The sequence below is a fragment of the Bacillus gaemokensis genome (genome assembly GCF_001590835.1).
Lineage (GTDB): Bacteria > Bacillota > Bacilli > Bacillales > Bacillaceae_G > Bacillus_A > Bacillus_A gaemokensis.
This window is the reverse complement of the sequence record NZ_LTAQ01000025.1, coordinates 1-21,332: the sequence shown is the minus strand read 5'-3', so window position 1 is coordinate 21,332 and position 21,332 is coordinate 1. Positions and strand designations below refer to the sequence as shown.

15 protein-coding genes, 9 tRNA genes and 4 pseudogenes are annotated in these 21,332 nt (G+C 37.1%); 24 read left to right on the top strand and 4 right to left on the bottom strand.

What is annotated here, in order from left to right; translation table 11 throughout:
- Window positions 1–22: 22 nt before the first annotated feature.
- From AZF08_RS18935 to AZF08_RS31410, 20 genes and pseudogenes are all read left to right on the top strand, one after another.
- Window positions 23–97 (top strand) — tRNA-Asn (locus AZF08_RS18935).
- A 4-nt stretch (window positions 98–101) separates the two neighbouring features.
- A tRNA-Thr gene (locus AZF08_RS18930) sits at window positions 102–174 on the top strand.
- A gap of 23 nt (window positions 175–197) precedes the next feature.
- A tRNA-Glu gene (locus AZF08_RS18925) sits at window positions 198–272 on the top strand.
- Between the two features lie 5 nt (window positions 273–277).
- Window positions 278–353 (top strand) — tRNA-Val (locus tag AZF08_RS18920).
- Between the two features lie 16 nt (window positions 354–369).
- A tRNA-Tyr gene (locus AZF08_RS18915) sits at window positions 370–453 on the top strand.
- Window positions 454–519: 66 nt separating this feature from the next.
- A tRNA-Gln gene (locus tag AZF08_RS18910) sits at window positions 520–590 on the top strand.
- A 5-nt stretch (window positions 591–595) separates the two neighbouring features.
- Window positions 596–671, top strand: a tRNA-Lys gene (locus tag AZF08_RS18905).
- Window positions 672–676: 5 nt separating this feature from the next.
- Window positions 677–748: transfer RNA gene (locus AZF08_RS18900), tRNA-Gly, on the top strand.
- Between the two features lie 10 nt (window positions 749–758).
- Window positions 759–831: transfer RNA gene (locus tag AZF08_RS18895), tRNA-Ala, on the top strand.
- A 216-nt stretch (window positions 832–1,047) separates the two neighbouring features.
- Entirely contained in the window at window positions 1,048–2,193 is a 1,146-nt protein-coding gene (locus AZF08_RS18890) for a glycerate kinase (protein ID WP_033679193.1), read from the top strand.
- A 216-nt stretch (window positions 2,194–2,409) separates the two neighbouring features.
- Window positions 2,410–3,303, top strand: coding sequence for an arginase (rocF, locus tag AZF08_RS18885; protein WP_033679194.1), 894 nt, complete (start codon window positions 2,410–2,412; stop codon window positions 3,301–3,303).
- Window positions 3,304–3,556: 253 nt separating this feature from the next.
- Window positions 3,557–4,384: a diadenylate cyclase CdaA gene (gene cdaA, locus AZF08_RS18880; RefSeq protein WP_033679195.1), complete on the top strand. Its 828-nt coding sequence runs from the start codon at window positions 3,557–3,559 to the stop codon at window positions 4,382–4,384.
- Window positions 4,377–5,864: a CdaR family protein gene (locus AZF08_RS18875; protein WP_063177343.1), complete on the top strand. Its 1,488-nt coding sequence runs from the start codon at window positions 4,377–4,379 to the stop codon at window positions 5,862–5,864. Before cdaA ends, AZF08_RS18875 begins: the two co-directional genes overlap by 8 nt.
- A complete protein-coding gene (gene glmM / locus AZF08_RS18870) occupies window positions 5,857–7,203 on the top strand; it encodes a phosphoglucosamine mutase (protein WP_033679133.1) in 1,347 nt (448 codons plus the stop codon). Before AZF08_RS18875 ends, glmM begins: the two co-directional genes overlap by 8 nt.
- Before the next feature lie 286 nt (window positions 7,204–7,489).
- Window positions 7,490–7,673 (top strand): annotated as a pseudogene (locus AZF08_RS32025) (hypothetical protein).
- 12 nt (window positions 7,674–7,685) lie between these two features.
- Complete coding sequence (gene glmS / locus AZF08_RS18865; protein ID WP_033679132.1) at window positions 7,686–9,488, top strand: glutamine--fructose-6-phosphate transaminase (isomerizing); 1,803 nt, start codon at window positions 7,686–7,688, stop codon at window positions 9,486–9,488.
- Between the two features lie 81 nt (window positions 9,489–9,569).
- Window positions 9,570–10,028: pseudogene (locus tag AZF08_RS18860) on the top strand (hypothetical protein); the annotation flags it as partial.
- A gap of 215 nt (window positions 10,029–10,243) precedes the next feature.
- Window positions 10,244–11,680, top strand: coding sequence for an FAD-binding oxidoreductase (locus AZF08_RS18855; protein ID WP_033679131.1), 1,437 nt, complete (start codon window positions 10,244–10,246; stop codon window positions 11,678–11,680).
- Window positions 11,677–12,231 carry an MFS transporter gene (locus tag AZF08_RS18850; protein WP_063177342.1) on the top strand — a complete coding sequence of 185 codons (555 nt, stop codon included), beginning with the start codon at window positions 11,677–11,679 and terminating at the stop codon, window positions 12,229–12,231. Before AZF08_RS18855 ends, AZF08_RS18850 begins: the two co-directional genes overlap by 4 nt.
- Window positions 12,230–12,366, top strand: a pseudogene (locus tag AZF08_RS31410) (peptide ABC transporter substrate-binding protein); the annotation flags it as partial. The gene AZF08_RS18850 and the pseudogene AZF08_RS31410, both read left to right, overlap by 2 nt.
- 329 nt (window positions 12,367–12,695) lie before the next feature.
- Here AZF08_RS31410 and AZF08_RS28995 read toward each other — a convergent pair.
- Genes AZF08_RS28995 through AZF08_RS18835 form a run of 3 tightly spaced genes read right to left on the bottom strand, consistent with a single transcriptional unit; the run spans window position 12,696 to window position 14,991 of the window.
- Complete coding sequence (locus AZF08_RS28995; RefSeq protein WP_200875244.1) at window positions 12,696–13,457, bottom strand: glycosyltransferase family 2 protein; 762 nt, start codon at window positions 13,455–13,457, stop codon at window positions 12,696–12,698.
- The gene (locus tag AZF08_RS18840) at window positions 13,454–14,389 is read right to left on the bottom strand and encodes a Gfo/Idh/MocA family protein (RefSeq protein ID WP_033679022.1); all 936 of its coding nucleotides are present in this window, start codon (window positions 14,387–14,389) and stop codon (window positions 13,454–13,456) included. Before AZF08_RS18840 ends, AZF08_RS28995 begins: the two co-directional genes overlap by 4 nt.
- 44 nt (window positions 14,390–14,433) lie before the next feature.
- The gene (locus AZF08_RS18835; RefSeq protein ID WP_033679021.1) at window positions 14,434–14,991 is read right to left on the bottom strand and encodes a dTDP-4-dehydrorhamnose 3,5-epimerase family protein; all 558 of its coding nucleotides are present in this window, start codon (window positions 14,989–14,991) and stop codon (window positions 14,434–14,436) included.
- A 110-nt stretch (window positions 14,992–15,101) separates the two neighbouring features.
- Between AZF08_RS18835 and AZF08_RS18830 the strand changes: the two are divergent.
- Window positions 15,102–15,296: pseudogene (locus AZF08_RS18830) on the top strand (MFS transporter); the annotation flags it as partial.
- A gap of 32 nt (window positions 15,297–15,328) precedes the next feature.
- On the opposite strand, the gene AZF08_RS18825 reads toward AZF08_RS18830, so the two are convergent.
- A complete protein-coding gene (locus AZF08_RS18825; RefSeq protein ID WP_033679025.1) occupies window positions 15,329–16,012 on the bottom strand; it encodes a Yip1 family protein in 684 nt (227 codons plus the stop codon).
- Between the two features lie 153 nt (window positions 16,013–16,165).
- Here AZF08_RS18825 and AZF08_RS18820 point away from each other — a divergent pair, with 153 nt between their 5' ends.
- From AZF08_RS18820 to AZF08_RS18810, 3 genes are all read left to right on the top strand, one after another.
- Window positions 16,166–17,884 (top strand): DUF3981 domain-containing protein, encoded by a 1,719-nt coding sequence (locus AZF08_RS18820; RefSeq protein WP_033679024.1) that lies wholly within the window; start codon window positions 16,166–16,168, stop codon window positions 17,882–17,884.
- 136 nt (window positions 17,885–18,020) lie between these two features.
- Window positions 18,021–19,280: a multidrug effflux MFS transporter gene (locus AZF08_RS18815; RefSeq protein WP_033679020.1), complete on the top strand. Its 1,260-nt coding sequence runs from the start codon at window positions 18,021–18,023 to the stop codon at window positions 19,278–19,280.
- A 347-nt stretch (window positions 19,281–19,627) separates the two neighbouring features.
- Window positions 19,628–21,184 (top strand): LPXTG cell wall anchor domain-containing protein, encoded by a 1,557-nt coding sequence (locus AZF08_RS18810; RefSeq protein ID WP_033679019.1) that lies wholly within the window; start codon window positions 19,628–19,630, stop codon window positions 21,182–21,184.
- Window positions 21,185–21,332 lie beyond the last annotated feature (148 nt).

The following is a 21,332-nucleotide window of genomic DNA, read 5'->3' as shown; positions in this document are numbered from 1 at the left end:
GACGTTGCCAGGCTAATATTATTCCGCAGTAGCTCAGCGGTAGAGCTATCGGCTGTTAACCGATCGGTCGTAGGTTCGATTCCTACCTGCGGAGCCATTATGCTTCCATAGCTCAGCTGGTAGAGCACTTCCATGGTAAGGAAGAGGTCACCGGTTCAAGCCCGGTTGGAAGCTTGTGAACAGCGTTACATTTTTTTGGCCCGTTGGTCAAGTGGTTAAGACACCGCCCTTTCACGGCGGTAACACGGGTTCGAATCCCGTACGGGTCACCACTTTTGGAGGATTAGCTCAGCTGGGAGAGCACCTGCCTTACAAGCAGGGGGTCGGCGGTTCGATCCCGTCATCCTCCACCATATAATTTATAATGTCGGAGGGGTAGCGAAGTGGCTAAACGCGGCGGACTGTAAATCCGCTCCTTCGGGTTCGGCAGTTCGAATCTGCCCCCCTCCACCATTTTTCAAAAAATAACCTGATAGAGGTTTATTTTTTTGATAAGACAAGCATACTAGTAAATATTAATGGGCTATAGCCAAGCGGTAAGGCAACGGACTTTGACTCCGTCATGCGCTGGAATCCAGCTAGCCCAGCCATTTACGAGCCATTAGCTCAGTTGGTAGAGCATCTGACTTTTAATCAGAGGGTCGAAGGTTCGAATCCTTCATGGCTCACCATTTTCGCGGAAGTAGTTCAGTGGTAGAATACAACCTTGCCAAGGTTGGGGTCGCGGGTTCGAATCCCGTCTTCCGCTTTTTTACTTCGGGGCCTTAGCTCAGCTGGGAGAGCGCCTGCCTTGCACGCAGGAGGTCAGCGGTTCGATCCCGCTAGGCTCCATTATAAAGAGGAAAAAACCTTACATCTATAGATGTAAGGTTTTTTGTTTATCCAGGCCCTTCGCTAATTAAAGTTTCACTTTATATGAATGTAAGGTGTAAATTTTGGATATTAATTTTTGGTGCTGTGATTTATTTCATTTAGAATAAAAAGATAGAAAGAAGTTTTTTATTCTAAATGGAATGAATTTGGATAGCAGTAATGGAGGGATAGTTGATGAAAATTATCATTGCATCTGATTCTTATAAAGAGAGCTTACAAGCGTTAAAGGTATGTGAGACTATTGAAAAGGGATTTGCTGAGGTTTTTCCTGAAGCTGAATATGTAAAGATCCCCATTGCAGATGGAGGAGAAGGTACTGTTCAGTCTCTTGTTGATGCTACGGATGGAGCGATTATCCGGCTTCATGTAACTGGTCCACTTGGAGAAGGTGTAGAGGCATTTTACGGTATTTCTCAAGATAAGAGGACAGCATTCATTGAAATGGCGGCAGCATCGGGATTGCATCATGTACCAACTGAAAAACGAAATCCATTTATAACAACAACAAGGGGCACAGGGGAGCTTATACTACATGCATTGGACCAAGGTGTGAGGCACATCATTTTAGGACTGGGAGGAAGTGCTACGAACGATGGCGGGGCTGGAATGCTCTCTGCTTTAGGTGTACAGTTTTTAAAGAAGAATGGGGAAGTAATAGAGCCTGTCGGTGGAAATTTAAACGCCATTGAGTCTTTAAATCTATCACAATTAGATCCTCGTTTGGTATATATAAAATTGGAAGCGGCATGTGATGTAGATAATCCGTTAATTGGACAAAAAGGAGCATCTTTTGTATTTGGTAAACAAAAGGGAGCGGATATAGAAATGATGGCACAATTAGATGAAAACTTAAAACATTATGCTGATATATTAAAAGAAGAAGTACATATTGATGTAAAAGAAATTCCAGGAGCGGGTGCAGCGGGAGGTTTAGGTGCAGCTGTTATTGCGGTATTACATGGAGAGCTAAGAAAAGGAATTGAAATTGTATTAGACTATACAGATTTTGATGAACATATAAAGGGAGCGGATCTTGTTCTGACAGGTGAGGGAAGAATAGATGAACAAACAGCTTATGGAAAGGCTCCAGTGGGTGTTGCCAGACGTGCAAAAAAATGTCATATACCAGTTATCGCTATTGGGGGCTCTGTCCTCCCTAACCATATACCAGTTTATAAAGAGGGAATAGATGCTGTATTCGGTGCCATATCAAGTCCAATGACATTAGAAGAGGCATATACATCAGCAGAAGAAAATATTGAAATAACTGCGAGAAATATTGCGGCAGTGTGGAAGGTAGCATTGGGAAAACGTCTCTAAGTTTAGAGATGTTTTTTATTTTAAGGTTTACTAATAAAAGTAGAGTGTGGTTTATTAAAATAGCTTCACTTTATACAAAAAATTGGTTGGGAATGTGGAATTATATATAAATATGAGTGAATAAGGTGTATATACATACAGAAAAATGTCGAGTTGAGTCAGACTATATAAAAGATTTAAAATATTTAGTGAAGGCATAAAAGGGGGATACTATCTATGAAGAAAGAAATTTCAATCGTTGGAGTTCCAATGGACTTAGGACAAATGCGTCGCGGAGTTGATATGGGACCAAGTGCGATTCGTTATGCGGGAGTAATTGAAAGAATAGAGCAAATTGGGTATGACGTAGAAGATATCGGAGACTTATGTATTGAAAGGGAACAGGAAATAGATGAAAATACGAAATTAAGAAACCTTACACAAGTTGCAAATGTGTGTGATGAATTAGCGAGTAAGGTTGATCATATTATAGAAAAAGGTCGTTTTCCACTTGTACTAGGTGGTGATCATAGTATTGCGATTGGGACACTTGCAGGAGTAGCCAAGCATTATAAAAATTTAGGTGTTATTTGGTATGATGCACATGGAGATTTAAATACGGAAGAAACATCACCGTCTGGAAACATCCATGGTATGTCACTTGCTGCAAGCTTAGGTTATGGACATTCTTCGCTAGTTAATTTATATGAATCGTATCCGAAGGTGAAGAAAGAAAATGTTGTTATTATTGGTGCACGTGCATTAGATGAGGGTGAAAAAGAATTCATTCGTAATGAGGGAATTAAAGTATTTACAATGCATGAAATTGACCGCATGGGTATGACAGCTGTTATGGAAGAAACCATTGCATATTTATCACATACAGATGGTGTGCATCTATCATTAGATTTAGATGGTCTGGATCCACATGATGCACCAGGGGTTGGAACACCTGTAACTGGTGGATTATCGTATCGTGAAAGCCACTTAGCGATGGAAATGTTGGCGGAAGCTGATATTATTACATCTGCTGAGTTTGTTGAAGTAAATCCAATTTTAGATGAGAAAAATAGAACAGCAACAACGGCTGTTGTCTTAATGGGTTCTTTATTCGGTGAAAAACTAAAATAAATGTAAGAAAAGCAGCTTAAATGCTGCTTTTTTTATTTTAAAATAAGCGTATAATAATGAATTAGATTACGTGCTTTTGTAAAAAAGTTCGACATCTTACCAATTTTCACCAAGGGAGGGATGGTGTTTGTAATTGTCGTTTCTTTCATGTATGGTATAATTAACTAGTTGTTGTAAATACATACAGATAGAGCATGAAAATAATATTTCAGTATATGGATAAATTTGCTCGTAAGTAGGAGGAAGGGTTAGCATGCCTTTTGGAGATATGAACTTTTTGAAATATCTCAGTATCATATTAGATATCGCCGTCGTGTGGTTTGTTATATATAAGCTAATTCTTGTAATCCGTGGTACAAAAGCTGTTCAACTTTTGAAAGGGATTACAGTTATTATTGTTGTTCGGATATTAAGTTATCTATTTGAACTGCATACATTGCAGTGGCTCACAGATCAAGCGTTAACTTGGGGATTTTTAGCGATAATCATTATTTTCCAACCAGAGCTTAGACGAGCGCTTGAGCAGTTAGGGCGGGGGAGTTTGTTCTCTCGTGCAATTGGTCAGGAAGAAGAAGAGCATGAAATTGTTGCAAATGCTGTAGCAAAGGCAACTGAATATATGGGCAAAAGACGTATTGGAGCACTCATTACGTTATCAAGAGAAACAGGTATGGGAGATTATGTAGAAACAGGAATCCCATTAAATGCAACTGTTTCATCTGAACTGCTTATTAATATTTTTATCCCTAATACCCCCCTTCATGATGGGGCGGTTATTATGCAAGGGAATACAATTAAAGCTGCCGCTTGTTATTTGCCATTATCGGAAAGCCCATTCATATCAAAAGAGTTAGGAACGCGTCACCGAGCTGCGATGGGAGTTAGTGAAGTAACTGATAGCATTACGGTAGTTGTATCAGAAGAAACAGGCCAAATTTCTTTAACTAAAAATGGAGAATTACATCGTGATTTAAAAGTCGAACAGTTGAAAAAACTACTCTTAGCAGAGTTCAGTGGAAATGTGAAGACATCTTCTTCATCTTTATGGAATTGGAATTGGAGGAGAAAGCGTCATGGATAAGTTAATGGAGAACCATTGGTTTTTAAAAGGAATTTCATTACTATTGGCGTTAATGCTGTATATGTCAACAAGTTTATCGGACAAAAATCCGACAGGAGATAAGAGCGCATCTCCTTTTCCGACAGGTGATATAACAGAAACAGTATCTAACATTGTAGTAGCAGTAAACTATGATGAAGATAAATATATTGTAAGTGGTATTCCAAAGTATGTAAAAGTAAAATTGGAAGGACCGAAAAATGTAATTACTGCAGCAAGGTCGCAACGGGAGTTTGGCGTATCTCTAGATTTACGTGGGTATTCTTCAGGAACATATGATGTTCCTTTAAAATATACCGGGATGGAAAATAATTTAAAAGCAACCGTTCAACCGGCGAAAGTTAAAGTTACGATTCAAAGGAAGACGAAAAAATCATTTCCTGTAGAAGTGAAGTATTCAAATGAAAATCAAATGCAGGGTAGTATGGTTGAAAAGCCAACTATCAAACCGGGAACAGTTGAAGTTATTGGTATAGAAGAAGAACTAGCAAAAGTTTCACGTGTTCGAGCATATATTGATTTGAAAGGAATAACAAAAACAGTAACAAAGACAGCAGAAATTGTGCTGTATGATGAAGAGGGCCGAAAATTAGATTTACAAACAACACCGTCTAAAATAAATGTTACCATTCCAGTCTCAAATCAAACTGCGACAAACAATATTGAAAAAACTGTGCCACTAACTTATGTGAAAAAAGGAAGTGTGCCAGAAGGATTAGTTGTTACAAACATCGGTGTGGAACCAAATGAAGTGAAAATATCAGGTCCAAAAGATGTTTTGGATAATATAAAGTCCATAGAGGGCGTCGAAGTAGATCTTAGTAAAATCACGGACTCTACAACATTCGATGCCTCTGTTTTATTGCCGAAGGATGTAGTAAATGTAAGCCCAAGTCAAGTGAAGGTTTCTGTCGAAGTGCAGAAGCAAAAGCAGACGAAAAAGAAAACTATAGATGGTATTTCTATACAAAAAAAGGGGCTTTCAGATGAGTTTACTTTACAACTTCTCTCTCCGCAAAGTGGGACGATAAGCGTTGAAGTTTCAGGAGAAGCAAGTATAGTAGATAAAATAACAGCAGCACAAATAACAGCAGTAATTAATCTACAAGACGTATCTTCTGGAACGCACGATATTCCAATTCAGCTTAGCGATCTGAAAAATGTTTCAATAGATACAAAGCAAAAAAGTGCGAAGGTAACCCTTGTAAATAAAGAAAAACCAGATAAAGAAGTACAAGGGAAACCAGAGCAGCCAGATCCACCAAAAGATAAAGAGCAAGAAGAAAAAGAAAATCAAACAGAGAATCCTAAAGAACCAAGCAAAGAGAATGAAGTAGAAAAAGAGAAAGAAAATCAAAATCAAAATCAAAATCAAAATCAAAATCAAAATCAAAAACAAAAACAAAAAGAGCAAGAAAAAGGAGCGAATAGCAATGGGTAAATATTTTGGTACAGATGGTGTGCGTGGTGTCGCAAATAAAGAATTGACACCTGAATTAGCGTTTAAAATTGGACGTTTTGGAGGATATGTATTAACAAAAGATACAGAGCGTCCAAAAGTGATTATCGGTCGTGATACACGTGTATCTGGTCATATGTTAGAAGGTGCTTTAGTAGCAGGTCTATTATCAACTGGAGCAGAAGTTATGCGCCTTGGAGTTATCTCAACGCCTGGAGTTGCTTATTTAACAAAAGCATTAGATGCACAAGCAGGTGTTATGATTTCAGCATCTCATAATCCAGTACAAGATAACGGAATTAAATTCTTCGGTTCTGATGGATTTAAATTAACTGATGAGCAAGAAGCAGAAATTGAAGCATTATTAGATAAAGAAGTAGATGAATTACCACGTCCATCAGGAACAGATCTTGGACAAGTAAATGATTACTTTGAAGGTGGACAAAAATACTTGCAATACATTAAACAAACTGTAGAAGAAGATTTCTCAGGTTTACATATTGCTTTAGACTGTGCACATGGTGCAACATCTTCATTAGCTCCGTATTTATTTGCGGATTTAGAAGCTGATATTTCTACAATGGGAACATCACCAAACGGTATGAATATTAATGATGGTGTTGGTTCTACACATCCAGAAGTTTTAGCAGAATTGGTAAAAGAAAAAGGTGCAGATATTGGACTTGCTTTTGATGGCGATGGAGACCGTTTAATCGCAGTAGATGAAAAAGGAAACATCGTTGATGGCGATCAAATTATGTACATTTGTGCGAAGTACATGAAAGAAACTGGACAGTTAAAACATAATACAGTTGTTTCAACAGTTATGAGTAATTTAGGATTCTACAAAGCGCTTGAAGCAAACGGTATTACAAGTAATAAAACAGCAGTTGGTGATCGCTACGTAATGGAAGAAATGAAACGTGGTGGTTACAATCTTGGTGGCGAACAATCTGGTCATATTATCTTACTTGATTACATCACAACAGGTGATGGAATGTTAAGTGCGCTGCAACTTGTAAATATTATGAAAATGACGAAGAAGCCATTGTCTGAACTTGCGAATGAAATGACAAAGTTCCCACAATTGTTAGTGAATGTTCGTGTGACAGATAAAAAGCTAGCATTAGAAAATGAAAAAATTAAAGAAATTATTCGTGTGGTAGAAGAAGAAATGAACGGAGATGGACGTATTCTTGTTCGTCCTTCTGGAACAGAACCACTTATTCGCGTAATGGCAGAAGCGCCAACACAAGAGATTTGTGATGGTTATGTACACCGTATTGTAGAAGTTGTGAAAGCTGAAGTTGGAGCTGAATAATTCGCTGGTTTTATATGAAAAAGGAGCACAAAGTGTGCTCCTTTTTCATATGTTTTATAGACAATGAAAAATTTTCATTGACGGTTTATGTTGTTTGTTATAAGATGGTCTTGTTCTTTTTCTCAAAGTAAATAAATGAATTATAAAAGCGCCAGAACTACAATTTGTGTAGTTGACGAGGAGGAGTTTTATCGAGATTTCGGCGGATGACTCCCGGTTGTTCATCACAACCGAAAGCTTTTGCTTAAAACGCTGAGGTGACTCAGTGGACAAAGGTAGAAGCGTGATGAGAGAAAAGGAACGGATGAATACTAGCTGTATAAGTATATACGGACTGAAACCCAATCGAGAGGAAGGTGAAAGCCGTTACAGACTTGCAGGGCTAGCAATATGTAATCCGTTTTTTATATGTAAATAATGGGATCGGACTATGTCGTTACATGTTCGCAGAGCAATGTAAGCATTTGTAACGGCGACTAAACATGTGTGGAATCGTAGGATTTATTGGAGAGCAAGATGCAAAGGAAATTTTATTAAAAGGTTTAGAGAAGCTAGAATACCGCGGATATGATTCAGCGGGTATTGCAGTACAAGCAGAGAACGGTATTGTTGTATACAAAGAAAAAGGCCGTATTGCAAAACTTCGTGAAATCGTAGATGAGAACGTAGCGGCAAGCGTGGGAATCGGTCACACACGCTGGGCTACACATGGTGTTCCAAGCACTGTAAACGCACATCCGCATCAAAGTACATCACAACGCTTTACGCTTGTTCATAATGGAGTAATTGAGAACTATGAATTAGTGAAGAAAGAATATTTGCAAGATGTGACGTTTGTAAGTGAAACAGATACCGAAGTTATCGTTCAGCTTATGGAACAGCAAGTAAACACAGGATTAAGTGTGGAAGATGCATTCCGTCAAACGTTATCCATTTTACATGGTTCATATGCAATAGGATTACTTGATGCTGAAAATCCAAACATGATTTATGTTGCTAAAAACAAAAGCCCGCTATTGGTAGGTGTTGGTGACAACTTTAATGTTGTTGCAAGCGATGCAATGGCAATGTTACAGGTTACAGATCAATTTATCGAATTAATGGATAAAGAAATGGTCATTGTAACAAAAGAAAGTATTACAATTAAAAACTTACAAGGTGAAACGATTGATCGTGCACCGTTTACAGCGGAATTAGATGCAAGTGATATTGAAAAAGGAACATATCCTCATTTCATGCTAAAAGAAATCGATGAGCAACCACTTGTAATCCGTAATATCATTCAAAAATATCAAAATGAAGATGGCGAAATTGAACTAGATGAAGATACCCGTAATGCAATTTTAGATAGCGATCGTATTTATATCATTGCATGTGGAACAAGTTACCATGCTGGTCTTGTTGGAAAGCAATTCATCGAGAAATTTGCAAAAGTACCTGTAGAAGTACATGTAGCAAGTGAGTTCTCTTACAACATGCCATTATTAACAGAAAGACCATTCTTCATTTACATTTCACAAAGTGGTGAAACAGCAGATAGTCGTGCAGTACTTGTGCAAACAAATGAAATGGGTCATAAAGCATTAACAATTACAAACGTACCAGGATCTACGCTTTCTCGTGAAGCTGATTACACATTGCCTTTATATGCAGGACCAGAGATTGCAGTTGCTTCTACAAAAGCTTACACAGCACAGCTTGCAGTGCTTTCAATCTTAGCAGCTGATATTGCAAAAGCAAAAGGTGAAATTCTTGATTTTGATCTAACACACGAACTAGGACTTGTAGCAAATGCAATGGTAGTACTTTGTGATCAAAAAGAAGAAATGGATGCACTTGCAAAACAATTTTTAGCGACAACACGTAACTGCTTCTTCATTGGACGTAGCGTAGACTTCTTCGTAGGATTAGAAGGGGCGTTAAAGTTAAAAGAAATCTCTTACATCCAAGCAGAAGGATTTGCTGGTGGAGAATTAAAACACGGTACAATCGCGTTAATTGAACAAGGTACACCAGTTATCGCACTTGCTACACAAGAGCACGTAAACCTTGGAATTCGTGGTAACGTAAAAGAAGTAGTAGCACGCGGAGCGAACCCATGTATCATCTCTATGAAAGGCTTAGAAATGGAAGGTGACAGCTTCATATTACCAGCTGTACACGAAGCATTAGCACCGCTTGTAGCAGTTATTCCATTACAACTCATCTCATACTACGCAGCGCTTCACCGCGAGTGTGATGTTGATAAGCCACGTAACTTAGCTAAATCTGTTACTGTTGAGTAGGGGATTGGAAAATTTATAATCTTATTGTAGATTTGAAATAAAGTCGCGCTCTTTTGCCCCTTTGGTTATGATTAGCCAAAGGGGTATTTATATGTTCAAATTGAAAAACTTCTAATGATCGGAAATATTTTTAGGGTATTTGTTGATTATCTGCTACAAGATACCGTTGAACAAAGTTATGGAAATGAACAAGGATATTATGTAAGCAAAGAAATGGCAGAAGGATATTTGTTGCATGAACGAAAAATTTCTAAATATATTGCAGTAGGAATGAGCCTGCTTATTTTATTTGCTATACCATTTTTGTTAGAAAGAAAAAATATAGCTTTAGGAGTTTTAGTACCTTATTATCCGGTTTTTGTGGCTTTAATTGCTGTTGGTGTCTACATTTTCATTCGCGCAGTAGCAATATTAGAAACATATAAACTTCTTGTGGAAAATGAAGAACATAGTAATCGCTTAGTTTTTAAACTGAGAAAGAAAGTGAGAAAAAAGGTAAATGATTTTTTAATAACAGTACACTTTAAACTATCAGAGTAACATCCCTATAATTACTAAAATGGATTTCAAGCAATTAAATATTTTCTTATAAACAAGCTCATTGAGTAGAATGGTAAAAGGGATGCTTTTATATAAAAGGCATCTCTTTTTTATGATGTGTTCTTATAAGACAGTAGGTACAATATAAGGATAAAAATAATTCCTGGTAATAGGGGGAAGTTTCATATCAAAAAATTGAACAAGGGGAGTGTACTTTGAAAAAACGAAAGACTGCAGTGGTAATTGTTGCGTATACTGTTTTGTTAACTGCATCTGTACATACATATACAAAACAATTAGCTCATCCTGTTATCAGTGATGTAGGCAGATTGCTTCCTACAAAGATTAAACGGGTTGAAAATGTAGAGGACGAACAGGTATTAAAAAGATTAGTTCGAGATGCTAATACTACGGATGAAAAGATTTCTATTGCAGGAATGCAACATAGCCAAGGGGGACAGACGTATTATCTAAATGGCACAGTACTAGATATGAAGGGATATAACAAAATATTAGATTTTAATCCAAAGGAGAAGACAATCCGCGTACAAAGTGGTGTGACATGGAATGATATTCACAAGAAGGTAAATCCATATGGTCTTGCAGTTCGGGTGATGCAGTCTCAAAATATTTTTACGGTTGGCGGATCGTTAAGTGTGAATGTACACGGACGTGATATTCGGCATGAAGCGTTGATTGATACAGTGAAGTCGTTTCGATTGTTAATGGCAGATGGTACAGTTCGGAACGTAAGTAGAGATGAAAATGCAGATTTGTTTCCCTTTGTTATTGGGGGCTACGGATTGTTTGGGGTAATTTTAGATGTAACACTTAATTTAACCGATGATGAATTATATCAAATGCATACAAAGATGCTAGATTACCAGGAATACACGGCATATTTTAAAGAGAAAGTGAAAAAGGATGAGAATGTCCGAATGCATTTAGCACGTATTTCTGTAGCACCAAATTCATTTTTAAGAGAGATGTATGTCACGGATTACGCCTTGGCAGAAAACCAAAATCAGCGGGAGCAGTATAGCAAATTAAAGGAAGAAAATATTATCGCTGCGCCAAAGTTTTTTCTTGGATTATCACGTTATAGTGATTGGGGAAAGAATACGCTCTGGAATATACAAAGGAACTATTTTGAGCGTACAGATGGAAACTATGAAACCAGGAATAATGTTATGCGTTCAGATAGTGCATTTATGGAATACGAGAATCCAAATCGAACAGAAGTTTTACAAGAATATTTTGTACCAATGGATCGCTTTGCGAAATATATAGATGATTTACGAAACGTATTAAACAAAGAAGAATTGAACCTTCTTAATATTACTATTCGTTATGTGGAGAAAAATGAAAATGCGGTTTTATCCTATGCGAAAGATGATATGTTTGCACTTGTCCTGCTTATTAATCAGGGGCGTTCTGAGAGTGAAATAAAGAAAACAAAAGCTGTGATAGAGAAGATGATAGATGTTACCTTACAGCATGAAGGTAGTTATTATTTACCGTATTATTCTTACCCAACAAAGCAGCAGGTTAGGGAGGCGTATCCGCGTATAGAAGAATTCTTTCAGAAAAAGAGAGAGAAAGACCCACAAGAACGATTTGTGAATTTATTTTATAAGGAGTACGGCGAATGACATATAGAAGATTTGTAGCTTCGCAAAGCATGATTATGATGGCCGGCAGCATGGTATTTCCTTTTTACATATTGCTGCTTCGAAATGTCGGGGATAGTTTCTCTCAGTTTGGCTGGGCATATGGTTTATTTACGTTAACTTCAGCACTAGTATATCCACTAGTAGGAAAAATCTCTGACCAAGTCGGGGATAGAAAATTATTAATTGTATATGCTTGGTCCATGGCGTTATTAATGTTATGCTTTCCGATTGCCTCGGAAGTTTGGCATGTTTACATTCTCCAAATTATAATGGGATGCTTAGGGGCTGTGCAGAAAAATACAGAAAAGACTTCACTTGCCCGGAAAGTAAAAAGTAAGGAAGCAGGTTATGAAATTGGAAAATATCATGTGTGGACTTCAATTGGTGGCGCAGTAGCTATTATTGCGACAGGGTACTTAGTAGACTTCTTAACGATTGGTACGATTTTTTATATTGCTTCCGTTTTGTATATGGTGAGTGGGATCATGCTTTCCTTAAAAAGTAATCAGGAAATAAAGAGGGGGAGATGAAAAGCAAGTTATACATATGTTGCAAGATATTCAAAAGGAAACGAAATTGACATATTTATTGCACAGGATTTATCCATGGTAAGACATATTTCTGATCGCATTGGAGTTATGTATTTAGGGAATATGGTTGAAATTGATAAAAATCATCAGGTAGCATGTCATTTATTTGAATAAAAAATATAATAGGTTCAAACAAAAAAACAGGTAGGGTACCTGTTTTTTGTTTGAAAATTAGTCGATGTAATTGTCATGAGCGATGAAGCACATCGTACACAAGATTGAGATAAAGAGGCGTAAGCTCAAGCACGCATGAGTATCCATCAAATATAGAATCCAAAGGTAGTAGAGAATATGCTGAAGCAATTGAAATTACAGTGCACTAATATGTAACAGGTGAGGGCGTTTCGTGTCTGGCATTAAGTGAATATCACGTAATAAAAATGAAATACTTTTATTTGTGGTTGTTAATTGTATATAGTTGGAAGTATAGGGAATGCATCCTGAAGGGTGGACCGAAAAGAAGAACAACAGATTTTATTTGTCCAAAATAAAGTTTCTGCTTCTCTTTCTTGTAAGGTCATGGTTGTTCTGAAGGGGGAGGGTAGAATCAGTGCGGTTACAATTGGTATAGTGTAGAAAGTTATGTCATCTAGCTGCAGAAATTTTCTCCACATATGAAGGTCACTCCACACGTCCTTTGGGCCAGGATTCCATCCTTCAGGGAGATGATGATAGGTCTCTAAGCGATGTCCGGCAATTGTAGGACCAAAAATATTAAATGATTCCGTCAACATACGATTGCGAATCATATCGTTCTCCAGTGAGCTCCGAATTGTTTTCATTCTACCTTTGTGTATGACAGCTACATAACGGCTGTGTACAAAATCGGCTTTGGCTAGTGCTTGCTTCATGTGTTCTAAATGATCAGGAAACCATAAATCATCATCATTTAGATAACATATAAATTGTCCTTTTGCATTTTGCAAGGCCTCGTGCCGGTAGGCTTCCCCATTGCGTAACCCTTTAGGTCGATCAAATACACGAAATCGTTGATCTTTACGAGCATATTGCCAGGCAATTTCAAGTCCCTCTTCAACAGCACCATCACAGATGATAAAGACCTCAAAATCTTGGTACGTTTGTTGCAGGATGCTATTGAGCGCATGCCGAAGCAAACAACCATGATTAAAAGTTGGTACTAATATTGTGAACATAGGATTTATCATGCCTTAATACCATAAAGTTTATTTTGTACTGCAGTTATATGCCGCATAATTAATAGTTCGTCCTCAATCGAACTCAATGGAGGAGAATCACCATATAGATAATTTAAAAAGGCCTGTAATTGCCGCATTAGTGGCATTTCCTGCGAAATCGGATGAATCTCAGGTGGATTGTTTGTTCCATGTTGACAAACAGAAATCCCTTCTGCATAGCTATCAGTTAAGGAAGCTACACCTTGCTCAAAACCTACTGCAATAGAGCGTACATTGCCAGGGGCAATATTATTGATATCTAATGTAACATGAATATCATTATTTTGATCAACCAGTGTTACGATAAAACCAAAGTGATTCTTCCCCAGTGGGTTAGGAATCACCATTTCTACTGAAGGTAAGTGACCTAAAATATGTAAGATAATTGACAAATCGTGAGGGAGAAGTTGGAGAGCACAATCTACATCTTTATGCTGTCTTCCCCAATTTGTTCGTTGAAGACGTAACCCTTTAATTTTACCTAATTGTTTTGATTGAACTAATGCTACAAGAGCATTAATTCCTGGATGATAACGCCATTTATGCATGACATAAACTAGCCCTTTTGATTCTACTGCGAGTGTTTCCACTTCATCTAGGTTAGTCCCCAAAGGCTTTTCTACATATATAGGCCGCTGTCGTGGTAGCAAGGCATGAATATTCTCTGTGTGAGCACTGGCTATGCTTGAAATTACATAACCGTCAATGGTTTCATCTAGAGCATCGATAGTGTTTACAATTTGATCTGCACCGTAAGCAGTTGCATTGGTTCGACTTGCCACAGAGCGTGCAACTACACTTGTTTTAACTCCTAATTGTCTCAAATCACGTAGAATGTAGCGACCCCATTGTCCACATCCAACTACACCGACGTGTAGGTTAGAATATGAATACTTATTCATGTATGTTCTCTCCCTCCTATTTTGTAAATAGCTAATCTTTATTTTTATATTGTAGGTGGAAAAAGATGTGTAAGTAAATTTACTTGCATTTGTTCAAATGTACCTGCTTTCTGGTCTTTTTCAGACATTAATGTAGGTTTGATAAAAGGCCACGGAATTTTAATTTGGCTATCATCCCAGCGACAAACTAATTCGTCACGAGTATTCCAGTAATGAGTGAGACCAGATAAATGTGTTGTTTCTTTATCAAACCAAAATCCGTGTCCCACTCCTGGTGGGATGTATACGAGTGTAGGCTCACTAGTATCAAGAATTGTCAAAGTTGCCATTTCGAAAGTGGGAGACCAAGGACGCATATCTTGCAATCCAAGGTGTAGTTTTCCTGATATAACACAAAGTAGATCATAATGCTCCCAGTGAACCTGGAAACCACGAAATGTACCTGGATGGCTAATAGAAACGTTCCACTGTACAGCTGGTAGAACATCGCCAGACCATTGAATACGATAAATCTCCATTAACGATCCTCGAGTATCTTTTATTTGATTCAGAAATAGCTTTTTTACACCATGGGGTAAATTTTCTATATTCTTCTCATTCATAAGTAAGCCATCCCTTCTTTTTTATTGCTAGATAGATGTTTTTGATGGAATAGATTATGAGAGATATGTGAGAGGCAACTTTTATACAATATGAAATCAAAAGGTTGGTTTATGCACGAAAAACGGAAAGTAAGGAAGCAGGTTATGAAATTGGAAAATATCATGTGTGGGCTTCAATTGGTGGCGCAGTAGCTGTTATTGTGACAGGGTACTTAGTGGACTTCTTAACGATTGGCACCATTTTTTATATTGCTTCCGTTTTGTATATGGTGAGTGATATTGTAATAGGGAAAAATAATAAATAAACAGCAAAAATGCCCTTTTCTTAGGGCATTTTTTACATTGGTGGTTTTGTCATCTCCTGCATAATCCCACCCATACTCATTAAAGTCGTTGTAATTATAAATAACACAATAACGAGTATCATAATTTTCTTCTTATGTAATCCTGTTAAAACATATAATCCAATACCTAAAACGATATAGTACCAAATAGCGAATACATCTACTCTTTGGGCCATTGCATATAAGATGAGATTATCGGTCAGTAAAGGAGCTAAACTTGTATAAGAAATTTGATAATCCCCTAGTAAAACAGCGATGGTTCCATTCAATAACATACCGAGTTTCATAATGAATATGGAATAGAGCGTAACGCACAGTACTTCTTTATAAGTTGTATCGACTCCAAAAAATATCATGATGTTTTTATAGAAAATAGGAGCGCAAAATACAGATATAATTCCGCTAACTGCAGCAAAACCAAAAGTAGTTAAAAAGCTAATGTAAGTAGGAATTTGAAAAGCAGAAGTGTTATTCATTTGTTTTAGTACTGGATTATTTAGTGTGACATATGAAAAAAGGGCGCTTGTAATAATTGTTAAAAACAAAATAATAATTAATGGTAGGAGAATGGGCTTTTGTGTACGCATTCTCTGAAATTGTAGTGTGGGTGATGTGATCATGCTGAATATAGAAGGTTTTTTTACTAGTTCATCGTTAAGGACTGTATTGGATTCCATGATTACTCCTTTCTTTTTCATAAATTTATTTCCAATTTTAACATAAAACAAGAAATTTGTTGCATATGGCTGTTTGATTTCCAATTTTGCCTTATTCATCCTTTTTTCGATATAATAAAAGGAAAGACACATTATAAGGAGACATTGCCTTTGATTAAATTTTTAGTTTTAGCCATTCTCACTTTGTTTTTGATTCCTTGGACAAGGGGCGGTAAGGCACTTCGTACAGTGGATAAAAAAGGATCGGAGAAAGTTGTAAAGAAAAAGGTAGCACCTATTTTAGTTATTCCAATTTTGCTTTGGATTGGTATTGCAATCTATGAATATCTCTGGCTGATTGATGATCGAGTAGATTCGATTCTTACGCATTATTCGGTTGTTATCGCAATTTTAATTGGGTTTGTTCTATTTTCGCAGAATAAAATAGGGAAGTTAGAAGCTACGTTAAAAGGAAGCTTGATGCTCGTTTTATTTGCATCTTACGGTTATTTTGGCTACTTGCATGATATAGTAATCTCGCAAAATAAATATGATTCTGTTATAAAAGTAGAAAAAAATATTTCAGAGCCATTTACTGAAAATGATCAACCGTTTACCGTTCCTCCGAAAACGGCAGAAAATAAGATGAAAAAGGTGTTTGGTGATATTCCAAAAGTAGCGTATTTTGAATTAGGAGAACTGACGCCACAAATGGTAAATGGGGAAGCTTTATATGTGGCACCAATTGAAGTTTCTGGATTCTTTAAATCTCGTAAGGCCGAAACAATTCCAGGTTATGTGACGATGTCGGGTACAAATCCTGATGCAGAAGCAAAATTACATCTTGGTTATAAAATGAAATATGTACCAAGTATGTTTTTCGGTAACAAATTGGAGCGTGTTGTTCGAAAAGCGGAACCAAACCTTATCTTTAAAGGAAAACCAAAGTTTGAAGTAGATGATAAAGGAAAGCCGTATTACACAATGACATATGGTGAGTTTATATCCGGGCGATCTGGATTTGAAGTAAAAGGCGTTGTTGTTGTGGACGCACAAACAGGTGACGTGAAAAGATACGATAAAGGGCAAGCACCGAAGTTTATTGATGGTGTATTAAATCACGAAACAGCATCAACATTAAATACGTATTTCGGTAAGTTTATACACGGTTTTTGGAATACGAAGTTCTCTCAAAGCGATGTGAAAATTCCAACTGAGTGGGGAACGAAGGAAGGGGTAACACCAATCTTCGGAAAGGATGGGAAGCTGTATTATTTTACAGATTTCACTTCACCAAAAGAAGGTGTCGATTCTGCTTTAGGTTACTCCTTAGTGGATGCGCGTACAGGGGAGCTGTATTACTATAATGGAAAAGAAGTAAAAGGGATTATGGATGGTTCAGCTGCTACAGAAGTAGTAGATAATTCCTTTAAGAGAGAGAAATGGCACGGAACAATGCCTGTTATTTATAATGTATATGGCAAGCCTTCTTGGATTGTCCCTGTTATTGATGATGGAGGATTAGTACGCGCTCATACCGTTATATATGCTTCTAATGCAAAGGTATTTGCGACAGGTTCAACTCAAAAAGAAGCGCTTGAGAATTATAAAAATGTGCTGAGTGGAAGTGGCGATTCGTTCAGGCCAACTTCAAGTGGAAAAGAAGCACAAAAAGAAGGTATTGTACAACGTGTGTATAAAGAGAAGTCAGGTGAAAATACGATTGTTTACGTACTGCTAGAAAATGAACAAAAAGTGTTTATGATACCTGTGAAAAAATTCCCGTACGCTATGTTTACAGAGGTGGGAGATCCAATTCAAATCACATATTTAGAAACGGGAGAAACGATGTCTTCTGTATCTAAATTTATGAATGGTAACTTGAAAAAGTAAAGCGATAGATATTCTATCGCTTTTTTTTATGTTATTAAAAGGAAAGTACGATATACTTGACGTATCTTTAATGATGTAACTATAATTGTTACGATTTAGTTATATGGTTATTTTATATTTACAACAGAAAGGGTGAATGATGGAAGTGAATGAAGTTAATCACGATGTATATAAACCTGTAAAAACAAACAGGTTATGGATGATTCTCGTATTAGGGACACTTACAGCAATTGGGCCATTATCAATTGATATGTATTTGCCCTCATTACCAAAGCTAACAGACGATTTACAGACGAGTGCTTCTCTTGCTCAGCTTACTTTAACAGCTTGTTTGCTAGGGCTATCGGTTGGACAATTATTTGTTGGTTCAATTAGTGATATTTATGGACGGCGCAAACCTCTTATTATTGCTCTTATTATTTATGTTGCATCTTCTTTACTTTGCGCTGTTGCACCATCTATTTGGAGTTTAGTTCTCTTACGATTTTTACAAGGAGCTTCGGGTTCAGCCGGGATTGTTATATCCCGTGCTATGGTACGTGATATGTATTCAGGTTCTGAGATGACGAAGTTTTTCTCACTGCTTATGTTAGTGAACGGAGCAGCACCTATTTTAGCTCCAATTATTGGAGGGCAGTTATTGCAGTTTACATCATGGCGTGGAGTTTTTATCGTTCTCGGAGCGATAAGTGTATTTATGTTACTATCTGCTACTTTTGTATTACGTGAAACTTTGCCTCTTGAAGAGCGAGAAACAGGTGGTTTAGCAGGGACATTAGCGACATATGGGAAGTTGCTGAAGGATCGCTTATTTATGGGATATGCTTTATCACAAGGGCTAGTATCAGCTGCGATGTTTGCTTATATTTCAGGTTCACCGTTCGTCTTGCAAAATATATACGGGGCATCACCGCAGGAATTTAGTTTATTCTTTGCGATTAACGGTATAGGTATTATCATTGCTAGCCAAGTTACTGGTCGTTTAGCAGGGAAAGTAAGTGAAAAAATATTATTTGTAGCAGGTATTGGTATTGCAGCTGTAGGTGGTATTTCCTTATTCTTGATGATTTTATTAGGAGCAGGATTGATTGGTGTTTTATGCTCACTATTTCTTGTTGTATCAAGTGTTGGAATTGTATCGACAACGGGTTTTTCGTTAGCGATGAGAAATCAAAAACAGGCTGCAGGAACAGCCTCAGCACTACTTGGTTTATTACAGTTCATTTCTGGAGCGCTTGTTGCACCTTTAGTAGGTATTGGAGGTAGTCATACCGCATTGCCTATGGGGATTGTCATTGCTTTATGTGAAGTGGGTGCCGTTTTATGTTATATCTTTATGGCGCAGCGTAGCGAAAAGAAGTTTACACTCCGAGAAAAGCAGGATATAAAGGCGTAGTGAAGATATATAAAAGCTGCAATCTATAAGGTTGCGGCTTTTATTATTTTGTCGAACAGATAAGTATCAATAAAGATTAAGAACGACTTAGAGGGACTTTCAATGGTGATAAGAGGTTTAATTTTAACATTTTGGAAGGAAATAAAGGCATAAGTTTGACGAAGGAAAAGCATGGAAGAGTGAGAAGAAACCTAAAAAGCCTCATTATTCGATAAATTAATTATTTCTGGCTGCTTATTTCCTTATAATGGATATGTGATCTAGCTTATGGAATTCTTTGTATTTTATTATTCAATGAAACTATGAAATCTATAAACTAGGACAAAAATGAGATAAGGAGTGTTAGTATGCTGAAGAAAGTAAGTGCCGTAACTCTTGTATCACTTTTAGCTTTTTCTCCTGTTGTGGCGTTGGCGGCACCTGAGGAAATTGTAAAAGAAACACAGATGCAAAATCAAGAAAAGGTAACTACAAAGCAAAATGACATCAAGGATCCGACAGTAAGCGGAGAAAAAGTACAACAGAAACAAGGCAATACGGAAGTAAAGAAAGAAGAGTCTAAAGAAGAAGTGAAGGATGTACAACAACAAGAGAAGACAGACCTACAAAAACAACAGCCTGCTCCAGAGAAGAAAGTCGAACCAGTAAAAGAAGCTGAAAAAGAACAAAAGAACGAGTCGAATGTGAAGAGTGAGCCAGAAAAAACAGAAGCTGCAAATCCATCAGGACAACCGGCAAATACACCTTCAGCCAAAGAATCAAAAGAGGATGCTAAGGATTTAAATCAGATCTCTACTGCTGATTTTAGTGGGAAGGTAACAGGAAAAGCGAAATGGGATGCACAAAAAAATCTTTATGTATTAGATGTCACTGCAACTGTGACGAATAATTCAAAAGAAAAGGTAAGTGGTGTATATCTTGGTGTTTCTATCCCTCAGGGGCTAGGTGGAGAATTAGAACTTGAGGATGGTTCTGAAGCTATCGCACTGCCATTGCCAGATATGGAACCGGGAAAAACTGTTACAAAAAATGTGAAAATACCTGTGCTTGGAAATGTAGCTGGAAAAGAAGTAAATAAAGATATCGGACTATATTTACTTGATAATGGTAGATATGAATCTCTTGGCAAAATTAAAGGAAGTGCGAATCTTGATTTTTCCGAGATGAATAAAGATTTACGTTTTGAAGGTAAGGCAAAAGCTACAACTTGTGTACCGAATTTAAAGGAAAACCAATTTACATTAGATTTCTTATTAACGACTCAAAACTTAACAATGGATGAGTTAAAGGGCTTTGATGTGGAAATTGATGTTCCAAAAGATATTAAATTAACAATTCCAGATCATTATACACAAGGAGAAATTCCGGATTATCTAAAAGATGGTTCTTTGCAAGGTGGAACTGATAAAGGAACAATGAACTTAGATATTAAATGGAATGGAAACACAGCAACAGTTCCAGTTAAAGCAATGAGAGCTGGAGAAGGATATGCATTATATTTCCAAATTGTTGGAGAAACAACGAAAGATTTAAAGGATTTAAAAGTTACATTTACAGCAAAACGTGGAGATCAAACAATTATAAAACAAGTACCAATTGAAAAAGTGGAACAAAAAGATTGTAAGAAACAAGATGATAAGAATATAGGTGGGAATAACAATGGTGATGATAAAGGAAATGGAGCCAACAATCCTGATACAAAAGGGCGAAACTCAAATCAGGTAAATGATCAACCGACATCAGTCACGCCAACACCAGTCACATTAACAAAAGTAAATGATACAAAACCTCTTCCTAAAACAGGTGCTTCAAGTAGTGATAATTTATTAACATTACTGGGCGTTGTAATGCTTGCTGGTGGTGCTTTTGCATATAAACGTAGTCGCACAACTATTAATAAATAATAAACGGTAATACATATTAGGTTTTTCCGTTTAAAAGAGCCCGGTATATTGAAGTGACCCCTGTCAAGTAGACAGTATTTAAAAAGCGCCACTAAGCAACCTGAGTTCTATATTTATATGGACTCAGGTTATTTAATTTCTTTTGAAA